This is a genomic window from Nostoc sp. (genome assembly GCF_036916575.1).
In the GTDB taxonomy this organism is placed as follows: Bacteria; Cyanobacteriota; Cyanobacteriia; order Cyanobacteriales; family Nostocaceae; genus Nostoc.
The window spans coordinates 74,305-90,797 of record NZ_JBALGC010000123.1 but is presented as its reverse complement, the minus strand read 5'-3'; the positions used below and the strand labels follow the sequence as shown (position 1 = coordinate 90,797).

General features: G+C 38.5%; 18 protein-coding genes and 1 pseudogene. 11 read left to right on the top strand and 8 right to left on the bottom strand.

Annotated features, from left to right (window positions below):
• Window positions 1–22: 22 nt before the first annotated feature.
• The 8 genes from V7L29_RS27535 (at window position 23) to V7L29_RS27500 (ending at window position 8,683) form a co-directional block, all read left to right on the top strand.
• Window positions 23–949: a glycosyltransferase family 2 protein gene (locus V7L29_RS27535; RefSeq protein WP_334737444.1), complete on the top strand. Its 927-nt coding sequence runs from the start codon at window positions 23–25 to the stop codon at window positions 947–949.
• Window positions 950–985: 36 nt separating this feature from the next.
• Entirely contained in the window at window positions 986–2,206 is a 1,221-nt protein-coding gene (locus V7L29_RS27530; RefSeq protein WP_334737443.1) for an O-antigen ligase family protein, read from the top strand.
• 42 nt (window positions 2,207–2,248) lie between these two features.
• Complete coding sequence (locus V7L29_RS27525; protein ID WP_334737442.1) at window positions 2,249–3,076, top strand: class I SAM-dependent methyltransferase; 828 nt, start codon at window positions 2,249–2,251, stop codon at window positions 3,074–3,076.
• A gap of 75 nt (window positions 3,077–3,151) precedes the next feature.
• On the top strand, window positions 3,152–4,423 hold the full coding sequence (locus V7L29_RS27520) for a glycosyltransferase family 4 protein (RefSeq protein WP_334737441.1): 1,272 nt from the start codon (window positions 3,152–3,154) through the stop codon (window positions 4,421–4,423).
• A 24-nt stretch (window positions 4,424–4,447) separates the two neighbouring features.
• Window positions 4,448–5,464, top strand: a complete 1,017-nt coding sequence (locus V7L29_RS27515; protein WP_334737440.1) for a hypothetical protein — start codon at window positions 4,448–4,450, stop codon at window positions 5,462–5,464.
• Between the two features lie 110 nt (window positions 5,465–5,574).
• Window positions 5,575–6,468: a glycosyltransferase family 2 protein gene (locus V7L29_RS27510; protein WP_334737439.1), complete on the top strand. Its 894-nt coding sequence runs from the start codon at window positions 5,575–5,577 to the stop codon at window positions 6,466–6,468.
• Window positions 6,469–6,589: 121 nt separating this feature from the next.
• Window positions 6,590–7,741 (top strand): glycosyltransferase family 4 protein, encoded by a 1,152-nt coding sequence (locus V7L29_RS27505; RefSeq protein WP_334737438.1) that lies wholly within the window; start codon window positions 6,590–6,592, stop codon window positions 7,739–7,741.
• Window positions 7,742–7,891: 150 nt separating this feature from the next.
• On the top strand, window positions 7,892–8,683 hold the full coding sequence (locus V7L29_RS27500; protein ID WP_334692787.1) for a WecB/TagA/CpsF family glycosyltransferase: 792 nt from the start codon (window positions 7,892–7,894) through the stop codon (window positions 8,681–8,683).
• Window positions 8,684–8,813: 130 nt separating this feature from the next.
• On the opposite strand, the pseudogene V7L29_RS27495 reads toward V7L29_RS27500, so the two are convergent.
• The 8 genes and pseudogenes from V7L29_RS27495 to rplU form a co-directional block, all read right to left on the bottom strand.
• Window positions 8,814–8,930 (bottom strand): annotated as a pseudogene (locus V7L29_RS27495) (hypothetical protein); the annotation flags it as partial.
• Window positions 8,931–9,161: 231 nt separating this feature from the next.
• Window positions 9,162–9,878, bottom strand: coding sequence for a molybdopterin-dependent oxidoreductase (locus tag V7L29_RS27490; RefSeq protein WP_334692773.1), 717 nt, complete (start codon window positions 9,876–9,878; stop codon window positions 9,162–9,164).
• A gap of 7 nt (window positions 9,879–9,885) precedes the next feature.
• On the bottom strand, window positions 9,886–10,482 hold the full coding sequence (locus V7L29_RS27485) for a cytochrome b/b6 domain-containing protein (RefSeq protein WP_334692772.1): 597 nt from the start codon (window positions 10,480–10,482) through the stop codon (window positions 9,886–9,888).
• A 334-nt stretch (window positions 10,483–10,816) separates the two neighbouring features.
• The gene (locus V7L29_RS27480) at window positions 10,817–11,536 is read right to left on the bottom strand and encodes a cytochrome c biogenesis CcdA family protein (protein ID WP_334692771.1); all 720 of its coding nucleotides are present in this window, start codon (window positions 11,534–11,536) and stop codon (window positions 10,817–10,819) included.
• 8 nt (window positions 11,537–11,544) lie between these two features.
• A complete protein-coding gene (locus V7L29_RS27475; RefSeq protein WP_334737437.1) occupies window positions 11,545–12,156 on the bottom strand; it encodes a thioredoxin family protein in 612 nt (203 codons plus the stop codon).
• Window positions 12,157–12,272: 116 nt separating this feature from the next.
• Window positions 12,273–12,785, bottom strand: coding sequence for a hypothetical protein (locus tag V7L29_RS27470; RefSeq protein WP_334737436.1), 513 nt, complete (start codon window positions 12,783–12,785; stop codon window positions 12,273–12,275).
• Window positions 12,786–13,451: 666 nt separating this feature from the next.
• Window positions 13,452–13,748 (bottom strand): 50S ribosomal protein L27, encoded by a 297-nt coding sequence (gene rpmA / locus V7L29_RS27465; RefSeq protein ID WP_334737435.1) that lies wholly within the window; start codon window positions 13,746–13,748, stop codon window positions 13,452–13,454.
• 30 nt (window positions 13,749–13,778) lie between these two features.
• Entirely contained in the window at window positions 13,779–14,186 is a 408-nt protein-coding gene (gene rplU, locus V7L29_RS27460) for a 50S ribosomal protein L21 (RefSeq protein WP_334692767.1), read from the bottom strand.
• Window positions 14,187–14,322: 136 nt separating this feature from the next.
• Between rplU and V7L29_RS27455 the strand changes: the two genes are divergently transcribed.
• The 3 genes from V7L29_RS27455 to V7L29_RS27445 all read left to right on the top strand — a co-directional run bounded on the left by V7L29_RS27455 (window position 14,323) and on the right by V7L29_RS27445 (window position 16,414).
• Window positions 14,323–14,511 carry a hypothetical protein gene (locus V7L29_RS27455; protein ID WP_334737434.1) on the top strand — a complete coding sequence of 63 codons (189 nt, stop codon included), beginning with the start codon at window positions 14,323–14,325 and terminating at the stop codon, window positions 14,509–14,511.
• A 231-nt stretch (window positions 14,512–14,742) separates the two neighbouring features.
• Window positions 14,743–14,976 (top strand): Nif11-like leader peptide family natural product precursor, encoded by a 234-nt coding sequence (locus tag V7L29_RS27450; protein WP_334692765.1) that lies wholly within the window; start codon window positions 14,743–14,745, stop codon window positions 14,974–14,976.
• Window positions 14,977–15,325: 349 nt separating this feature from the next.
• Complete coding sequence (locus V7L29_RS27445; protein ID WP_334737433.1) at window positions 15,326–16,414, top strand: nucleotidyltransferase domain-containing protein; 1,089 nt, start codon at window positions 15,326–15,328, stop codon at window positions 16,412–16,414.
• Window positions 16,415–16,493: the final 79 nt, after the last annotated feature.

The following is a 16,493-nucleotide window of genomic DNA, read 5'->3' as shown; positions in this document are numbered from 1 at the left end:
ATATTAACCAAATTAATCAAAGATGGAAACACCAGTAACTTTTATTATTTTCAAGCGCCCGCAAACAACAGAAAAAGTTTTTGATGCTATTCGCCAAGCCAAGCCAACAAAACTTTTTGTAATTGCAGATGGACCCCGCACTGACCGCGAAGGTGAGGCAGAAAAATGTGAAGCAACTCGCGCAATTATTGAAAGAGTTGATTGGAACTGTGAGGTTATCAAAAATTATTCTGATATCAACTTAGGTTGTGCAAAACGAGTATCTAGTGGTTTAGATTGGGTATTTAATAATGTTGAAGAGACAATTATTTTAGAAGATGATTGTATCCCTCATCCTACATTTTTCAGATTTAGCGAAGAAATGCTAGAAAAATATAGAGACGATACCAGAATCTCCACAATCTCTGCTCAAAATCTTCAGTTTGGACGAAAACGCACTAATTACAGTTACTATTTTTCTCGCTACACCCTCTGCTGGGGTTGGGCAAGTTGGAGACGTGCTTGGCAGCATTATGATTTGACCCTCAAACTCTGGCAAGAAGTGCAAGCAGAAAACCTTTTACATGACATTCTTATAGACCCAAAAGCAGTAAGTTATTGGCGACGAATATTTCAGTCTGTTTATAACAATCCTACAGCGACAATCTGGGATTACCAATGGACATTTGCTTGCTGGATACAGGGTAGCTTAAGCATTATTCCCAATGTCAATTTAATCTCTAATGTTGGTGTTGGTCCAGACTCGACTCATTTCACTTCCAGCCAAGGATTTTCATTCATCAATATGTCGATGCAAGCAATGGAATTTCCTTTAAAACATCCACCGTATATTGTGAGGAATGTAGAGGCAGATAATTTTACGCAAAAAACAGTCTATAAAGCAACTACATTGAATATTTTTAAAGAGGAAGTGAAGAAAAGATTGAATTACTCAACAATCAAAAAATAGTAATATATTTAGTAAACTAATAAATAAATATTAACGATGAAGGTAAAAGTAACAGAAAAAATATTAACTATTTTGCTATTACTCATTGCTGTAGGGGCATTAACAATACACCCTGCACAAGAAGTTTCTATGTCTACCCTTGGAGGCAATAAGGTAGATACTTTGTTCAATATAGTTTCATACTTAATCTTATTTTATTTCCTAATTTTATACTGGAAAGGTTTTATTTATGTAATTGCCAAAAGTCCATTACAGTTTTTTTTACTAGCAATAGTTATATTTTCTATATTGTGGTCAGAAGACCTAAGTTCTACTCTAAAAGATATAAAAGGTCTAATCCGAATATATTTTATTGCAATCTATTTGGCAATGCGTTATCCCCTTAGAGAACAAATGAGGCTAATAGCTTGGGCGCTTGGTGTAGCGGCATTATTATCTATGATATTCTCTGCCTTCATACCAGGTTATATTCACAAATCACCTGAATTAGTAGATATGTGGAGCGGAATTTACGGTCATAAAAATGAATTAGGTTACATGATGAATTGGAGTGCAGGAGTTTTTTTACATCTTGCCCTTAGTAGCTATCGGTATCGCTGGTTGATGTGGGCATTATGTGGGTTATCTATATGTCTAATTATCCTTACACGTTCAACAACATCTTTGGCGATCCTATTGACGATGATATTACTTTTGCCTTTCTATCAATCCTTTAAAAAAACTAATTATAAATTACAAGTTATTATGATTACTTCAGCTTTAATGTTACTCATTATTTTTTCAATATTACTGATCAATAATGCCGAAACTGTAGTTGGTACTTCTGGTAAAGACCTTACCTTCAATGGACGCTCTGATCTCTGGGAATTAGTGATACCAAAGGTTTTGGAAAGACCTTGGCTAGGTTATGGATTTTCTGGATTTTGGACTAGTAATGCTGCATCTAATCTGAGAGCTACTTATGATTGGGCAAGTAATGCTCATAATGGCTTTTTACAACTATTGTTAGAATTAGGATTTTTAGGTTTCTTGACTTTTGCAGCAGGATTTGTCCGATTCTTCGCAATGGCACTGACTCGAATTGTTTCAGTGGCAGAAAAACCGGAAGATTATTGGCCAATGCAGATCCTAGTTCTCATTGTCATAGTGAATTTCTCAGAAGCAAGATTATTAACTCCCAGTTGGAATTGGTTGATGTATGTCACGACTTCTCTATCTCTGACTCTTAGTTTTCAACGCACACCAATATATAAATAGGTAAATAGTTTACATACTTGCATAATTAAAAGGAGAAAAAGCATGAAAAAGCTAAATTTTGGATGTGGACACAGATTTTCTACTGGATGGATAAATATAGATTTTAATTCTGAGCATCCTGAAGTAATTGCCCATAACTTACTGCAACCACTTCCATACCCTAAAGATTATTTCGATGTAATTTATAGCAGTCATGTCCTAGAGCATTTCTCTCAAGATACGGGAGAAATGCTGGTGAAAGAATGCTATAGGGTTCTAAAACCTCAAGGGATTTTACGCATCGTTGTTCCTGACTTAGAGCGAACATGTCGTGAATATTTAAGAATTATCGATAGTCTTGAAAATGAGGAAGCAAGGAAACAATACGAATGGATTATTATTGAGTTAATCGACCAATTGGTTAGAACAGAACATGGTGGCTTGATGAAAACTTATTGGCGACAAGTGCTTGAAAACAATGATGAACCATCGATCAACTATGTAGAATCAAGAACAGGTGTGAACATTAAAGACGAGATAACAACTAATAATACTAGTTCTTTGTTGCAAAAGGTATTTAATATCAATCAAAATAAACTCAGAAACAAATTCAAATACCTCTATATTGACATGGTAAAGAGGTTGATACCACGGTATGTCCGCAAGTCTATGATAGATGAAACCTCTCTTGGTGAAAAACATAAGTGGATGTATGATAGCTATAGTATGAAAACCCTCTTTGAAAAAGTTGGTTTTTCGGATATTAAATTTTTGGATGCCTATACAAGTGAGATTCCAAACTTTAGTACTGAAGTCTTAGATATTAATGCTGATGGAACAGTATATCTACCAGGCTCGTTATATTGTGAGGGCATTAAGCCAAACAAATAATCAAATAATACTGATTCTCTGCAATAGAAGATTAGTATTATCAAATATATTTTTTTAAAATTCAATAATACTAACATGAACATCTTGCTCCTTAGTACCCAGGATGTGGCTGGTGGTGCGGCTCGTGCTGCATATCGCTTGCACAAAGGTTTACAAAATATTAACTTACAATCACAAATGCTGGTGCAAGAAAAATATACTGATGACAAAACAGTAATTGCACCTAAGCTCAGATTATTTCAAGGCATCGCTAAGGCAAAGTTGACATTTGAAACTTCACCTTTAAAGCTTTATTCTCAAAAGCAAAACACTCCATTTTTTATTCAATGGTTGCCAGATAGAGTTATTTCTCAAGTTGCTCAGATCAATCCAGACATAATCAATTTGCATTGGATTAGCGCAGCTTTTATGCAAATAGAAACTCTTGCTAAACTAAAGCGCCCTTTGGTCTGGACAACTCATGATATGTGGGCATTTACTGGAGGATGCAGCTATGCTGGAGATTGCGATCGTTACCAAATCTCCTGTGGAGCCTGTCCTCAACTGAACAGCAAAAACGATTGGGATTTATCACATTGGGTATGGCAACGTAAAGCCAAAGCTTTGAAAAATTTAAATCTGACCATTGTTTCTCCAGGTTCTTGGTTAGCCGAATGCGCCAAGTCTAGTTCTCTGTTTAATAACTTGCGAATTGAAGTAATACCGAATGGGCTGGATACTCAAAACTATAAACCGATTAATCAACGTTTAGCACGAGAATTACTAAATTTACCTCTAGATAAACAACTTATTCTATTTGGAGCGCTAGATGCAACCAATGACTGTAGAAAAGGTTTTCATTACCTGCAACCAGCACTAGATGAATTAAGCAAATCTGGCTGGAAAGATAAGTTTGAGGTTGTTATTTTCGGTGCATCTCAACCGAAAAACCCACCTGATTTGGGCTTAAAAACACACTATTTGGGGCACTTACACGATGATATATCTTTAGCAACTGTTTACTCAGCAGCTGATGTGATGCTTGTACCGTCTCTTCAAGAATCTTTTGGACAGACAGCTTCTGAATCGCTCGCTTGTGGTACTCCAGTTGTGGCGTTTAATTCTACTGGCTTAAAAGATATTGTTGATCATCAGCAGAATGGCTATTTGGCTAAACCTTATGAAGTTGAGGATTTTGCCAAAGGAATTACCTGGGTACTTGAAAATGAACAGAGGCGACAAAAGCTGTCATTCTATGCTCGCGAGAAAGCAGAACAAGAATTCACTCTGGAACTTCAAGCACGTCGTTATTCAGCTTTGTTTCAGGAAATCTTGATGATAACAAATAAATCTTCATTCAGTAATTAACTTAGTAAACAAATACTTCATAATATGTCAATACCTATAGCATTTATAATTTGTACAGAACCTGGTCGTTTAGAAGCTCAATCTTTAATGCTTGCAGAAAGTATTCGTAAGTTCTGCGGTAAATTGAAACATACACCTATATATAGTTTTCATCCAAGAGTAGGTGAACCGATATCAAACCAAACCCGACAGGCATTTGAAGCGTTGCAGGTGACTCATCAACAAATCCCGATAAATCGAGAATTTCATGAATATTATTTAGCCAATAAACCCCTCGTTTGTGCCTATGCAGAACAAAGTATCGATGCAGAAATATTAGTTTTTTTAGACAGTGATAAATGCTTTTTTTCTGAGCCAAACGAATTTTTATTGCCAGTAAATTGTAACGTTCGTATACGTCCTGAGTATGGTCAAGGAATTGGTTCTACAGGTCTACGAGACCCTCAAGAATGGTATTGGCAAAAACTATATGAAGTGCTGGGAGTAAAGCGTGAGGTATTTGTTGACACACCAATTGGTAATAAAAGAATCAGAGCGTACTGGAATTCTGGTTTGGTCGCTGTCAGAAGGAGTGCAGGTATATTTACAACTTGGAAAGAGAATTTTGTAAAAGTAATGCGGCTGGATATTACTCCTCCCCAGGGTATTTATTTTGTTGAGCAGTCTGTTTTGTCTGTTACTTTATGTGCCTTGGAAGAAAACGTCGAACATCTTTCTTCTAATTATAGTTATCCATTACCTTTACATAACCGTTTATCAACAGAACTACAGATTAAACATTGGGATGATATTATATCCATTCATTATTTCAACTTATTCTTCTATAACGATTGGAATGCACAAATCAAAAAATTAAAAAAAATTAATATCAATTCAGAGAAATATCGATGGTTGTGTCAAGAGGTTGTCAGACTCAATATGCCTCGTGTATCAGTTTTGCATCGATATATGTTGGTAGTCAGAAGAATGGAACAAAAATTACGAAACTTTCATTTAAATATTAACCTGAGTGGCTGGATAGAAAGAATGGTTAAACTTTAAGCTTCTCTAAAAATATATGGAAGTAAATAATTTCATATTCTGATTATAAAGTGAAGTTTGTAAAAATTTTGTATTAATTGTATTCAGAGATATTATCTGAGGAGAATGAGATGAAGCAAGCAAACCTAGCCGTAATTATGACCTGCTATAACAGGCGTAATACAACTCTTACCTGTCTACATGCTTTATATCAGCAAAAAAATCATTGTGATGTTTATTTAACTGATGATGGTAGCTCTGATGGGACGGCAGAGGCTGTCAAAGAAGAATATCCAGAGGTAAAAATTCTTCAGGGTAATGGCAATTTATTCTGGGTGGGAGGAATGCATCTCGCTTTTGGTGAGGCAATAAAAAATCAATATGATTATTATCTGTGGTTGAATGATGACACATTTATGGAAGCCAATGCTTTGAGTAAATTATTGCAGATTCATCAAAATTTGACTGAACAAGGTTATCCAGACTCAATTGTAGTTGGTTCAACTAAAGACTCAATGACAGGAAGAGCAACCTATGGAGGAGCAGTAAAATCTAAAAATTGGTATTCTAACAAGTTTGAATTTTTACAACCAAGTTCCATTATCCAAAAATGCGATGCTATGTATGGAAATTGCGTACTAATTCCTAAAAGTGTTGCCGCAAAAGTTGGCAATATTGATACAGCTTTTGTTCACAGTTTAGGAGATTTAGATTATGCTCTCAGAGCGGGTAAATTGGGTTGTCAAATATGGGTAGCTCCTGGATATGTTGGTACTTGTACTAAAAATTCTATCCGCAATAGTTGGGCAGATACCAATTTAAATATATTAGAACGCTTGAAAAAGGTGCTAGATATTAAAGGATTTCCATTGAAATCCTGGACTATATTTTGTAGCAGACACTCTGGAGCATTCTGGATATTTTACTGGTTCTTACCTTATATTAGAGCAATTATTGGTTACAAAAATTTGGCAATTTCACCTACATTTTCTGAGGATATCAATCAAACTAACTCAGAAGTTTGATATTTACATAAAAGTGATTAACCAATAATATTTTGACAATTTATAACTAACTAAAAATAAATTGACAACTACTGTTTCAAAAATCAATTTTTAATATTTTTAAATAATCAACAATCATTTTATGGCTAAACGCTTATTAATTGTCTCAACTCTCGATTCTAGTAAACCATTTGGTGCATTTACTAGACCTTTTTATTTAGGACAATATCTTACTGAATATTTTGATGTTTTTCAGTTAGGATTAGATTGTTCATCTGTTAATTATGCACCTTCTGTTTCGATTGGCTCAAGAAGCTTGAAGTCATATATTCAAACTATAGAAAAGTGCATCGACGAGTTTTGTCCAGATATTGTGTATGCTCAAGAAACACTACCTGGATTGGCTGCTTTAATTTCATTGAAGTTTAGAAAACATAGTAATTACTCTCTTGTATTAGATTTTCATACATTTTCGGCATATGAATACTGGATGCGCTTGTTTTCAGTTGACAATCCTTTTAAAGAGTTAGCACAATGTATTAAGACATATATTGCTCAGGGAATTTTGATATTTTCTGGCAGTCCAATTATTGCAGCAGGTGAATCAATTCCTAAACTAATTTCCCAGTGGTATGGTAAAACTCCACAGCAAATTTATTGCATCGGCAATGGAGTGACTGAAGACTTACTCAATACAAAAGATTTTCCCAATCAAGACCCCTATCAAGCATTTAGACCAGCGAAAATAGTCATTCTTATTGCTCCCAAAACATTTCAATTTCCAACTAATGATATGTCTGTGTCGATGACTATTGAAATTGCTAAATATCTTAAAAATTATCAGTACAAAGTGCATTTTGTTGTTATTGGTAGGGATAGTAGTGATATCTCAGAACCAATTCCCTCTAATATTTCTTTTTTAGGCTTTTTACCTAAAAGAGAGGATTTTGTTGCACATCTTAAATATGCAGATATTGCTTTGTTGCCATTCTCAAAACAAGCAGTAGCAGGTGGCGCTCGCAATAAAGCATTAGATTATTTCGCTAGTAGAAAGTTAGTTGTATCAACACCAGAAGGCCTGCGAGGTTTAGAAGAATTTCGCCACTTGGAACATCTTTTAGTAACAGGATACTCTAGCGAAGAAGTCGCTAACACAGTGCTGGATGCAGCTTCAAATCTGGAAAAATATCAATCACTTGTAGATACAGCATATACCTTAATTACACAAAAACATTCCTGGAATGCAAAAGCACAAAATATCGGGGAAATCCTCATGAAAGTAAATCAGTCTTAGTTATATATTTTTCAAAAAACCAGATTAAAAAAAATTTAGATTTTTTAAATATTTCAATACTTACAGATTGGAATATTGCTAGGAATTCATTTTAAAACACTCACTTTATTTCTGATAAAACCTCTCATGCTTTCAAAAGAAAAACCAGACATGAAAAAGCGATTTTCTTATAAACTTCTTGGTGTTAAAGTAGATGCGCTCTCTATCCGCGACTTAAATTTATTGATTGAAGAATCTATTTATAATAATGATAAATGGATTATTGCTAATCACAACTTGCATAGTCTTTATCTCTTCCATAATGCTCCAAAAATGCAAGCTTTTTATGCCAAGGCAGAATATACCCATATTGATAGTATGCCTCTAGTATTTATTGGAAAGCTATTGGGTTTTCCAATGAAACGAGAACAAAGAGTAACCTATGTTGACTGGATATGGCCTCTGATGGCGGAAGCAGCTAATAAAGGCTGGCGTGTATTTTATTTAGGTTCAAAGCCAGGAGTTGCTGAACAAGGAGCAAGTATTTTGCGCCAGAGATTTTCTGGTTTACAGATTGCTTGCGCTCATGGCTATATTGGCATGGATAAAGATAGTCAACAAAATCTTGCTACTCTGGCTGCAATTAATGCTTATAAACCCCATGTATTAATGGTGGGGATGGGTATGCCACGCCAAGAGTATTGGATTTCCGAAAATCTTGAACATATTGACACCAACACTATTTTGACTAGTGGAGCTTGCATGGACTATGTAGCAGGAGCAATACCTACTCCTCCTCGGTGGATGGGAAAGATGGGCTTGGAATGGTTGTATCGCTTGTTATCTGAACCTAAAAGACTTTGGAGACGTTACTTACTTGAGCCTTGGTTTGTTGGCACATTATTTTTACGAGAAATTTGGAGTATCTCAAGTCAACAAAAAAATAATAAGTACAAGACTTAACAAGTTTGTAGCGTTATCGAATCTCTGCAAGCCTTACAGTCAGGAAAAGGATTGTACAACAAGGCGATATGTGGATACTTGACAAAAGCAGGAGAATCTAGCCAAGGAAAATTTTCTAGGCGATCGCTAACTACAAAAGGCGAGAATTTGGGTGAAGTAGTTTCCAGGTTGCAGCGATATCGTGTAATCGCCGTAGCCCTAACCAAATCGTCTTAATACCCGGTTCTCCATCGCCCTTTCGACCCAAAAGGTCGCTTTTCTTGAGGCATCGCCATCATATAGCAGTTAGCAGTCCTAAATCACTCGTGAAAAGTTAGATCCCCGACAACTTTTACGAAGTCGGGGATCTGGACACTGCGAATTTGAACGAAATCAGATAGGATTGCTATATCATCTGCGGTTAAACACAAGTCAATTGCGATCGCACCGTGGCAATCTCAAACCCTTCCCACTTCTTTACTCACTACTGTTTCGGTGACTATAGCCCTGCAAACCACTCATAGCCTTGATCCTCCCAATAGCCTTTAGTAGGTAACAAATTGCTGACGAATGTAATTTGAGTCACCCACTTGCTTTGCTTGTAGCCCAGTTTAATTGGGGATGCTAGGCGTATGGGCGCACCATTATCAACTGATAATGGTTGTCCATTCTTTTGATAAGCCATGAGAGTTTGCGGATGTATAGCAGAGGCAAGATCCCAGCTTTCATAATAGCCATCAGCAGATTTGAAGTAGACATAGCGGACGTTTGACTTAGGCTGTACCAGCGCTACTAAGTCTCGTAATCGCACGCCTCCCCATTCAACGATCGCAGCCCAGCCTTCAACACACACATGGCGAATCACCATTGAAGTCAAGGGAAGTTTTTGAATATCCCTCATGCTCAATTGCATTGCGTTACTAACCTCGCCATCAATCTTCAGCCGAAACTGCGCCGGATCAATTTGCGGGGTGAAGTCAAAGGTATTTATCAGCAATTTGTCTGCTTCTATGGCACTGACAGGAAATTCAGGTACTGGTTTTTGAGTTAGCAGGAGTGCTTCAAGACGTTGGTTTAGTGGCTCAGATATTTGCCACACATTATCTGAGAACAAATTTGTCCCACAGCCACCTAAAAGAAAGCCTACTCCTGAAAGTCCAGATAGTTGCAGTAACCGACGACGGGATAGGGTGCGTTTGGGAAGAATCAGACTCATATTACCTCTACAGGAACATAGACTTAACTAGACGGATGCTTCCTACCTTCAGGGCAAGTAAGGAATGAGCAATTGTAAACAGTATGACTGTGGGAACAGTGATAAAGTGAACAGTGCGGAGATTTTGCCAACTACCAAACAGCCCCGAAAGCCAATGTAGTTGGGCAGGTTTGTACATCGCCAGACCACTCAAGATTGCCAGCAGTAGCACTGGAATGATCGCAGTATAAACTAGCCGATGCCATGCGTAGTTCTTGCGCTTTGGGTTCTGGCTGACTTGCAATGCTTTTAAGTCACCGCGATCGGCAAATCGACGTTGCCAACGACGAGTTATAAAGATATAAAGTCCATACCAAAGTAAGTTCAGCGAAAACAGCCACATAGCAGCGAAATGCCAATGTCTGCCACCCGCTAGCCAACCTCCTAGCAACAGAAAATCAGGAAAATGCCAACCTTCACGCCCGCCAAATACTGGATTAGCATTATAGATTTGCAGTCCGCTAGTGATCATCAAGATGAGACTGATGATATTAATCCAGTGAAAGGTCTTTGATAGAAAAGTCTGACTTGGTGTTGAGCGGACTTTGCGTTTAGATGAGGTCATACCAATTTTAGATTTTGGACTTCGGCTTCTGTGCGAGACGCTTTTGCGTTCGCTCAGTGGAACGATTTTGGATTTTTAGATTGTTCTCAGTCAGACCTTTGGATTTGAGATTTTTAAGTAGTTGGACAGAATTAATTACACAATGACGGTAAATATTTTTGTCCATCTACTTATATTGTTCCCAGTTAGAGTTTCGGGCGTTGCTGAATCATGGGATGATTTCACCCAATTTGTCACGAATATTCAATGGTTTCAACCGCCAATTCATCCCGCATTTATGCAACACCGAGTTTCGGATTGGGTCTTCTAATCCAAAATCTAAAATTGGCACGTCTCACAGAGGTTGAGTGGGAAAGAACGGAGCCAGCCAAAGTTGCACTTGGACATCCCAACCCAGAAGAATAGCAATTGCTGTCGCCACGATCGCTACGCCACCAATCTGCTGCAATGCTGCACTATGGGAGCGGAGATTGAGGATTCGTTGGCTGAGTACTCGCCCACCGTAGGCGATCGCTAACAAAGGCAAACCTGCTCCGATTCCATAAGCAATCAGTAGCCAAAATGCACCTACGACTTGATGATTAACTGCTGCTAGTACTAAAATTCCTCCTAAAACCGGCCCAGCACAGGGAGTCCACAAAAGCCCCAACTGAGTTCCTAGCCAAAACTCTCCCATAAGTCCGATTCGTGGAGGTTTTTTAGCCCACTTACCAACTGGAATGTAAGTAAATATTCGGTAACTCCAGGTGGGGAAAATTGCCAGTAATCCCAAAAATAAAAGGAGTGCGATCGCTGCATTCCGTAATAAACTAATCACGCCTGTAAACCAGTTTGCTGTTACACCTAGCAAACTACCTGCTAGTGCAAAACCAGCGATTAATCCCGCTACCAGTGCTACTGGGCCGTAAGTATGCGATCGGAGCGTAGACGCAGAGCGACTTGTCGTCAGACATCGACCCAATAACACTGGTAAAATCGGTAAAACACAGGGTGAAAGCACATTCAAAACGCCCCCCAATAAAGCCAGACTGATTGATAAAGTAGAAGTCGTCATAATTACTTCTACCCTAATAGCTGACGGATAGTTTGTTCTATTTTTTCATATGCCCCTTCCCCAATATGGTCATATTGTAATGAACCTTGGCGATCGGCCAAAAACATATGGGGCCAATACTGATTTTCGTAAGCGTTCCAAGTTTTATACTCGTTATCAACTGGAACCGGATAAGTAATTTGGTGTTGTCGTAACGCCTTTTTTATGTTGTTTGTATCTCGCTCAAAGGCAAACTCTGGTGTGTGGATACCAATCACCTTGAGTCCCTGCGACTCATACTGCCGATGCCATCTTGTGATGTAGGGCAGGGTACGCTGGCAGTTGATACAAGCAAAAGTCCAAAACTGGATTAAAACAACACTACCTTTGAGGTCAGCGATCGACAAAGGTGTAGAATTAAGCCACTGACTGATCCCCTGAAACTCTGGCAGACTCTTGCCTGCTGAAGGTTTGACTACAATAGTTTCTGAGTCTTGCGTATTGTCACGATTTGCAGAAGAGATAGAATAGGCATTCACTTTTCTGAAGTTGGGAAAAGCTGTTGTGGCTGCACCGATTCCGACAACCCCTAACCCAAGATAAAAAAGCAACTGACGCCGGCAGAGCAAGTTGTGATTCATCAGAATTTCTCCTGTTGAGGTCAAAGCGCCAAAGTATAGGGATTGGGATTAGATTTTCCTAGTAACCAGTCCCTAGTATTCAGTAGAAGAAAAGTGAGATGCCAAGCTAGTTGTGGCTAGGGCTTGCTGGAAGCGGGCGATTGCTTCATCGCATCGCCAGCTTTATCTTTACCCATAGCATCGGTGGCTTTATCTTTACTCATTGCATCGCCGGCTTTATCTTTACCCATGGCACCGCCGGCTTTATCTTTACTCATTGCATCGCCGGCTTTATCTTTGCCCATAGCATCTTTACCCATAGCATCGCCAGCTTTATCTTTGCCCATAGTATCGCCGGCTTTATCTTTACTCATAGCAGGAGAGGCTTCAGGAGCAACTTGATTATTGGTTGCAGGAGTGCTAGAGCAAGCAGTGAGACTGGTAGTTAAAATCAGACTAGCAATTAAAGAAAGTGTTTTCCAGTTCATAGTCTTCTTTCGTCCTTTGGATAGTTCTTTTTGTATTGATTGATCAGAAGAAATTAAGCTAGAAGCAGATTCATAAAAACTATTGGAGTAAAGAAGATGCCTTCTTGTAGAGGACTCCATCAGACTTTTACTAATGATGTTTGAGTTATCTCGAACATCCAAAGTATCTCAGTTAGTACTGAGAGCTTATTGAAACTAAGCCATGATTTTCATAAATTTATGCCTTGAGAAAATTTAGTTGATTCTCAGCATTTTATCAGGCAATCATGGTAGCTCAAAGTCACAGCCTAATTTACAGCTATTTTCAGGTAAATAGACCACGCAGTAAGGGCACGGCAATGCTGTGCCCCTACGACAGATGTGGTTCAAATACATAAAAACTGCTGTAAGTATTCTCTCAGCAAAACCTCATTCTGAAGTGAATGGACGCAACGCCAGCATAATTAGGAATGGCTTCATTGCACTGATGTTATCGTGACTAGACCCAGAAGTCCACATCGCCTAATCCACAGAGTTTTAGAACAAACATATCTCTAGCTATCCTAAACTTTGGAACATCTAGTGCAATCATCCGAAAGCTAATGGAAATTGATGCCTAAGACTTCATAGGATAGCGATGCCTACGGCGGCAAGCTACGCAATCCAATTTCTTTGTGTAATATTTTGTTTATGAAGAAGATGTGCGCTTTGATGCTTCTGATACTAACCTATGGGCGACAGAGGAAGAAAACGACTTTTAAGCAACTGTTGGGAATATTTATGCAAATCTGACCATCATGTCAGCGCTAACTAGCGATTAGGGTGGGCACTATTACCCACCCTAACACTCTAACTTGTTACTGCCTCAGCAGGGGCTGCCTCAGTTGCAGCTACGGGTGAATAAACACTAACTTTTTTACGGGTTTTGCCCTTTCTTTCAAACGTTACAACACCGTCGATTAAGGCAAACAGAGTGTCATCACTACCAATACCAACGTTGTTACCAGGGTGAAATTTGGTGCCGCGCTGACGCACAAGAATGTTTCCTGCGCGTACAACTTGACCGCCATAACGCTTGACACCCAGACGTTGGGCGTTAGAATCACGACCGTTGCGTGTACTACCTGTTCCTTTCTTATGAGCCATGATTTCCTCTTGTGTATCTACTTCTTTTTATTATTCAGCAGCGGTTTCAACTTCTTCGGCAGGAGTGTCATCTGCAACGGGGGTTTCCTTCTCCGTTTCTCCTTGGGCAGCAAACACTGCACCGTTAAGAGTGATGGAGTCAATCATAAGTCTGGTAATTTCTTGACGATGCCCCCGCTTTTTGCGGGTTTTCTTTTTCGGCTTCATTTTGTATACCAGAACTTTACGACCTCTAAAATGTCGCAGTACAGTCCCTTCTACAGTCGCACCTGTCACTAGTGGCTGTCCAATGGTGACTTCACCATCGTGCTGCACGAGTAATACGGAGTCTATTGTAACTTTTTCATCTGGTTCGGTCGTAAGCAGTTCAATGTCGTAAAACCGCCCTGGCTCTACTCGTATTTGTTTGCCGCCAGTTTCAATAATTGCGTAAGTCATGGAATTGTCCTTGAGGTTGCCGTACAGGTAGCTGGTTTTTATCTCCTGTAGAGACGATGCAGCCAGCTTTTGTAATATGTCTACCTGATCCGAGCAGGAATTAGACAGACAATCTAACATAATATTTTATTAACAGGTGTCAAGTCAAGCTCTAACAGGATTTTTGGATTTGGCATTGGTGTCTGGTGAGCCTGAAGATGAAAAATCAGCTAATTCACTACTTTGCGATCGCTCATTTTTCAAGAGTGGAAAGGAATTAGACAACGATTGTCATGGGCAATCACCCACTAGCACGAATGTAAATTGCGTTTACAAGGCAGAATAAATACTTTTTACCTAAATATTGCTACTATCTTAGGGCTGAATATTACAAAACAGTAACATTCGTCTTAGCTTAAAAGTTATATTTTTTTATCAAAATCAACACATTTTTTTTCTTTGTTTTAAAATCAAACAATAGATGCTTAATCTATAAATTATTTACAGAAGTTAGTGAATCCCCAGGAGTTAAATTATCACATTCAAACCTGATATTTCAAACAGGAGATGGATTATTATGACACACCAAAATGCTGCCCGACTTTTTCAAGCTGTAAAACAAGATCAAGCATTACAGCAAAGACTCAAAGCAACAGCTGATCCAAAAGCCTTCATCAAGATTGCTCAAGAGCGCGGCTATGACTTCACCGCTGAAGAACTGGAGAGTGAAATCAGCAAATTGTCTGAAGAAGATTTAGCCGCCATTGTCAATCCAGGATGGGGGAATAGACGCCACATTAATCCTAGATAATTCCTGCTCTAGGAAACCGAAAGTATAGAAATAACTGAATTAACAAGTTTTGCTCCTCAAGAGAATACCATTGCATCATCTCCTTTAGGGACATTCCTATTAAACTAAGCAACTCTTTTACCAGAGTTGCTTTTTTTCATAACCGGACATGGAGCCAGTCGCAGCCGTCGGTTTCTCACGCCATTTGCTACAACGGATAGCCGCGGGAACCTCTGCAATGCAGTGGCTCGACTTGTGCGAACTGGCTCTCAAAAGTCAAGAGTTAAAAATCCTTTCTCTGCTTTTCTGTTTCCTATCTCCCCACCTGCTTAACTCATGAGTTAGTATGACTATATTTTAATCAGGTGATATGAAAAGAATAGAAGTTGAGCAAAGAACTATTTTAATTGGTTTGGCAGGTAGCCACGGTTATGGTTTAAATCGTCCAGATTCAGACTTTGATTATCGGGGAGTATTTATCGCACCCAAAAAGTATTACTTGGGATTTGATCGGATAGAACAAAAAGATGCTGGTTGGGATGAACCAGGTATATTTCCATTTATAGATGGCAACAAAGACACAGTTATATATGAATTAAGAAAAATCCTCCAGTTATTAGCGGGCGCGAATCCCAATGTTTTAGAATTGCTATGGTTAAATAACTATCCTTTTTTAAGCGCAGTAGGACAGCATTTAATTAATTATAAACAGTTATTTTTGAGCAAGAAGGTTAAACATACTTATACTGGTTATGCCTTTGCACAAATCAAAAAGATGGAAAGTCATCGAAAGTGGTTGTTAAAGCCACCGCAAAAAAAACCAATCCCATCTGACTTCGCCATAGAAGACGAAGCACCCCTCAGCAAAGATGAGCTAAATGCTTTTCTGGAGTATCTTTATAACTTAATCAAAGGACGGATTGAGTTTTTGGAAGAGGCAGAACAATTATACCAATTGCTGACAGCAGATATTGATTTTAAAGGAGTGTTAAAACAATATACTTTACCCGACCAAACTTTGGAATATACCCAACAGTTAACCAATAGCCGTAAAGATTTTATCCGCCTGATTCAGAAAAGCCAAAATTATCAAATAGCTTTAAGAGAATGGAAGGCTTACTTATCTTGGCAGGAAAATAGAAATCCGGCTAGGGCAGAAATGGAAAGAAAGTCAGGTTTTGACCTCAAACATGGGATGCACTGTATTAGATTGTTACGCAGTGGAGTAGAAATATTGCAGCAAGGTGAAGTAATTGTAGATAGGAAAATAGCTGGTGATGTTGAGGATTTAAAAGCTATTTTAAAGTGTGAGTATTCTTATGAGCAGGTGATGAAAATGGCAGAAGATTTGGTCGCCGAAATGGAAATTGTTTATGAACAATCTGCCCTACCTCACAAACCTGATTTGGAGCAAATTAATGAGTTGTGTATGGAATTGGTGGAAATGCAGAATTGGTAAATGAAAAAGTTAAAAGTTAAAAGTTAAAAGTTAGGAGCGGAGCCAGAGACGCTTCGCCTCCGGTTTGGAGTTTGGAGTT

Bases quoted from the DNA above. Each gene is read 5' to 3' on its own strand.
- V7L29_RS27535 (WP_334737444.1), top strand. From the start codon at position 23: ATGGAAACACCAGTAACTTTTATTATTTTCAAGCGCCCGCAAACAACA.
- V7L29_RS27530 (WP_334737443.1), top strand. From the start codon at position 986: ATGAAGGTAAAAGTAACAGAAAAAATATTAACTATTTTGCTATTACTC.
- V7L29_RS27525 (WP_334737442.1), top strand. From the start codon at position 2,249: ATGAAAAAGCTAAATTTTGGATGTGGACACAGATTTTCTACTGGATGG.
- V7L29_RS27520 (WP_334737441.1), top strand. From the start codon at position 3,152: ATGAACATCTTGCTCCTTAGTACCCAGGATGTGGCTGGTGGTGCGGCT.
- V7L29_RS27515 (WP_334737440.1), top strand. From the start codon at position 4,448: ATGTCAATACCTATAGCATTTATAATTTGTACAGAACCTGGTCGTTTA.
- V7L29_RS27510 (WP_334737439.1), top strand. From the start codon at position 5,575: ATGAAGCAAGCAAACCTAGCCGTAATTATGACCTGCTATAACAGGCGT.
- V7L29_RS27505 (WP_334737438.1), top strand. From the start codon at position 6,590: ATGGCTAAACGCTTATTAATTGTCTCAACTCTCGATTCTAGTAAACCA.
- V7L29_RS27500 (WP_334692787.1), top strand. From the start codon at position 7,892: ATGAAAAAGCGATTTTCTTATAAACTTCTTGGTGTTAAAGTAGATGCG.
- V7L29_RS27490 (WP_334692773.1), bottom strand. From the start codon at position 9,878: ATGAGTCTGATTCTTCCCAAACGCACCCTATCCCGTCGTCGGTTACTG.
- V7L29_RS27485 (WP_334692772.1), bottom strand. From the start codon at position 10,482: ATGACCTCATCTAAACGCAAAGTCCGCTCAACACCAAGTCAGACTTTT.
- V7L29_RS27480 (WP_334692771.1), bottom strand. From the start codon at position 11,536: ATGACGACTTCTACTTTATCAATCAGTCTGGCTTTATTGGGGGGCGTT.
- V7L29_RS27475 (WP_334737437.1), bottom strand. From the start codon at position 12,156: ATGAATCACAACTTGCTCTGCCGGCGTCAGTTGCTTTTTTATCTTGGG.
- rpmA (WP_334737435.1), bottom strand. From the start codon at position 13,748: ATGGCTCATAAGAAAGGAACAGGTAGTACACGCAACGGTCGTGATTCT.
- rplU (WP_334692767.1), bottom strand. From the start codon at position 14,186: ATGACTTACGCAATTATTGAAACTGGCGGCAAACAAATACGAGTAGAG.
- V7L29_RS27450 (WP_334692765.1), top strand. From the start codon at position 14,743: ATGACACACCAAAATGCTGCCCGACTTTTTCAAGCTGTAAAACAAGAT.
- V7L29_RS27445 (WP_334737433.1), top strand. From the start codon at position 15,326: ATGAAAAGAATAGAAGTTGAGCAAAGAACTATTTTAATTGGTTTGGCA.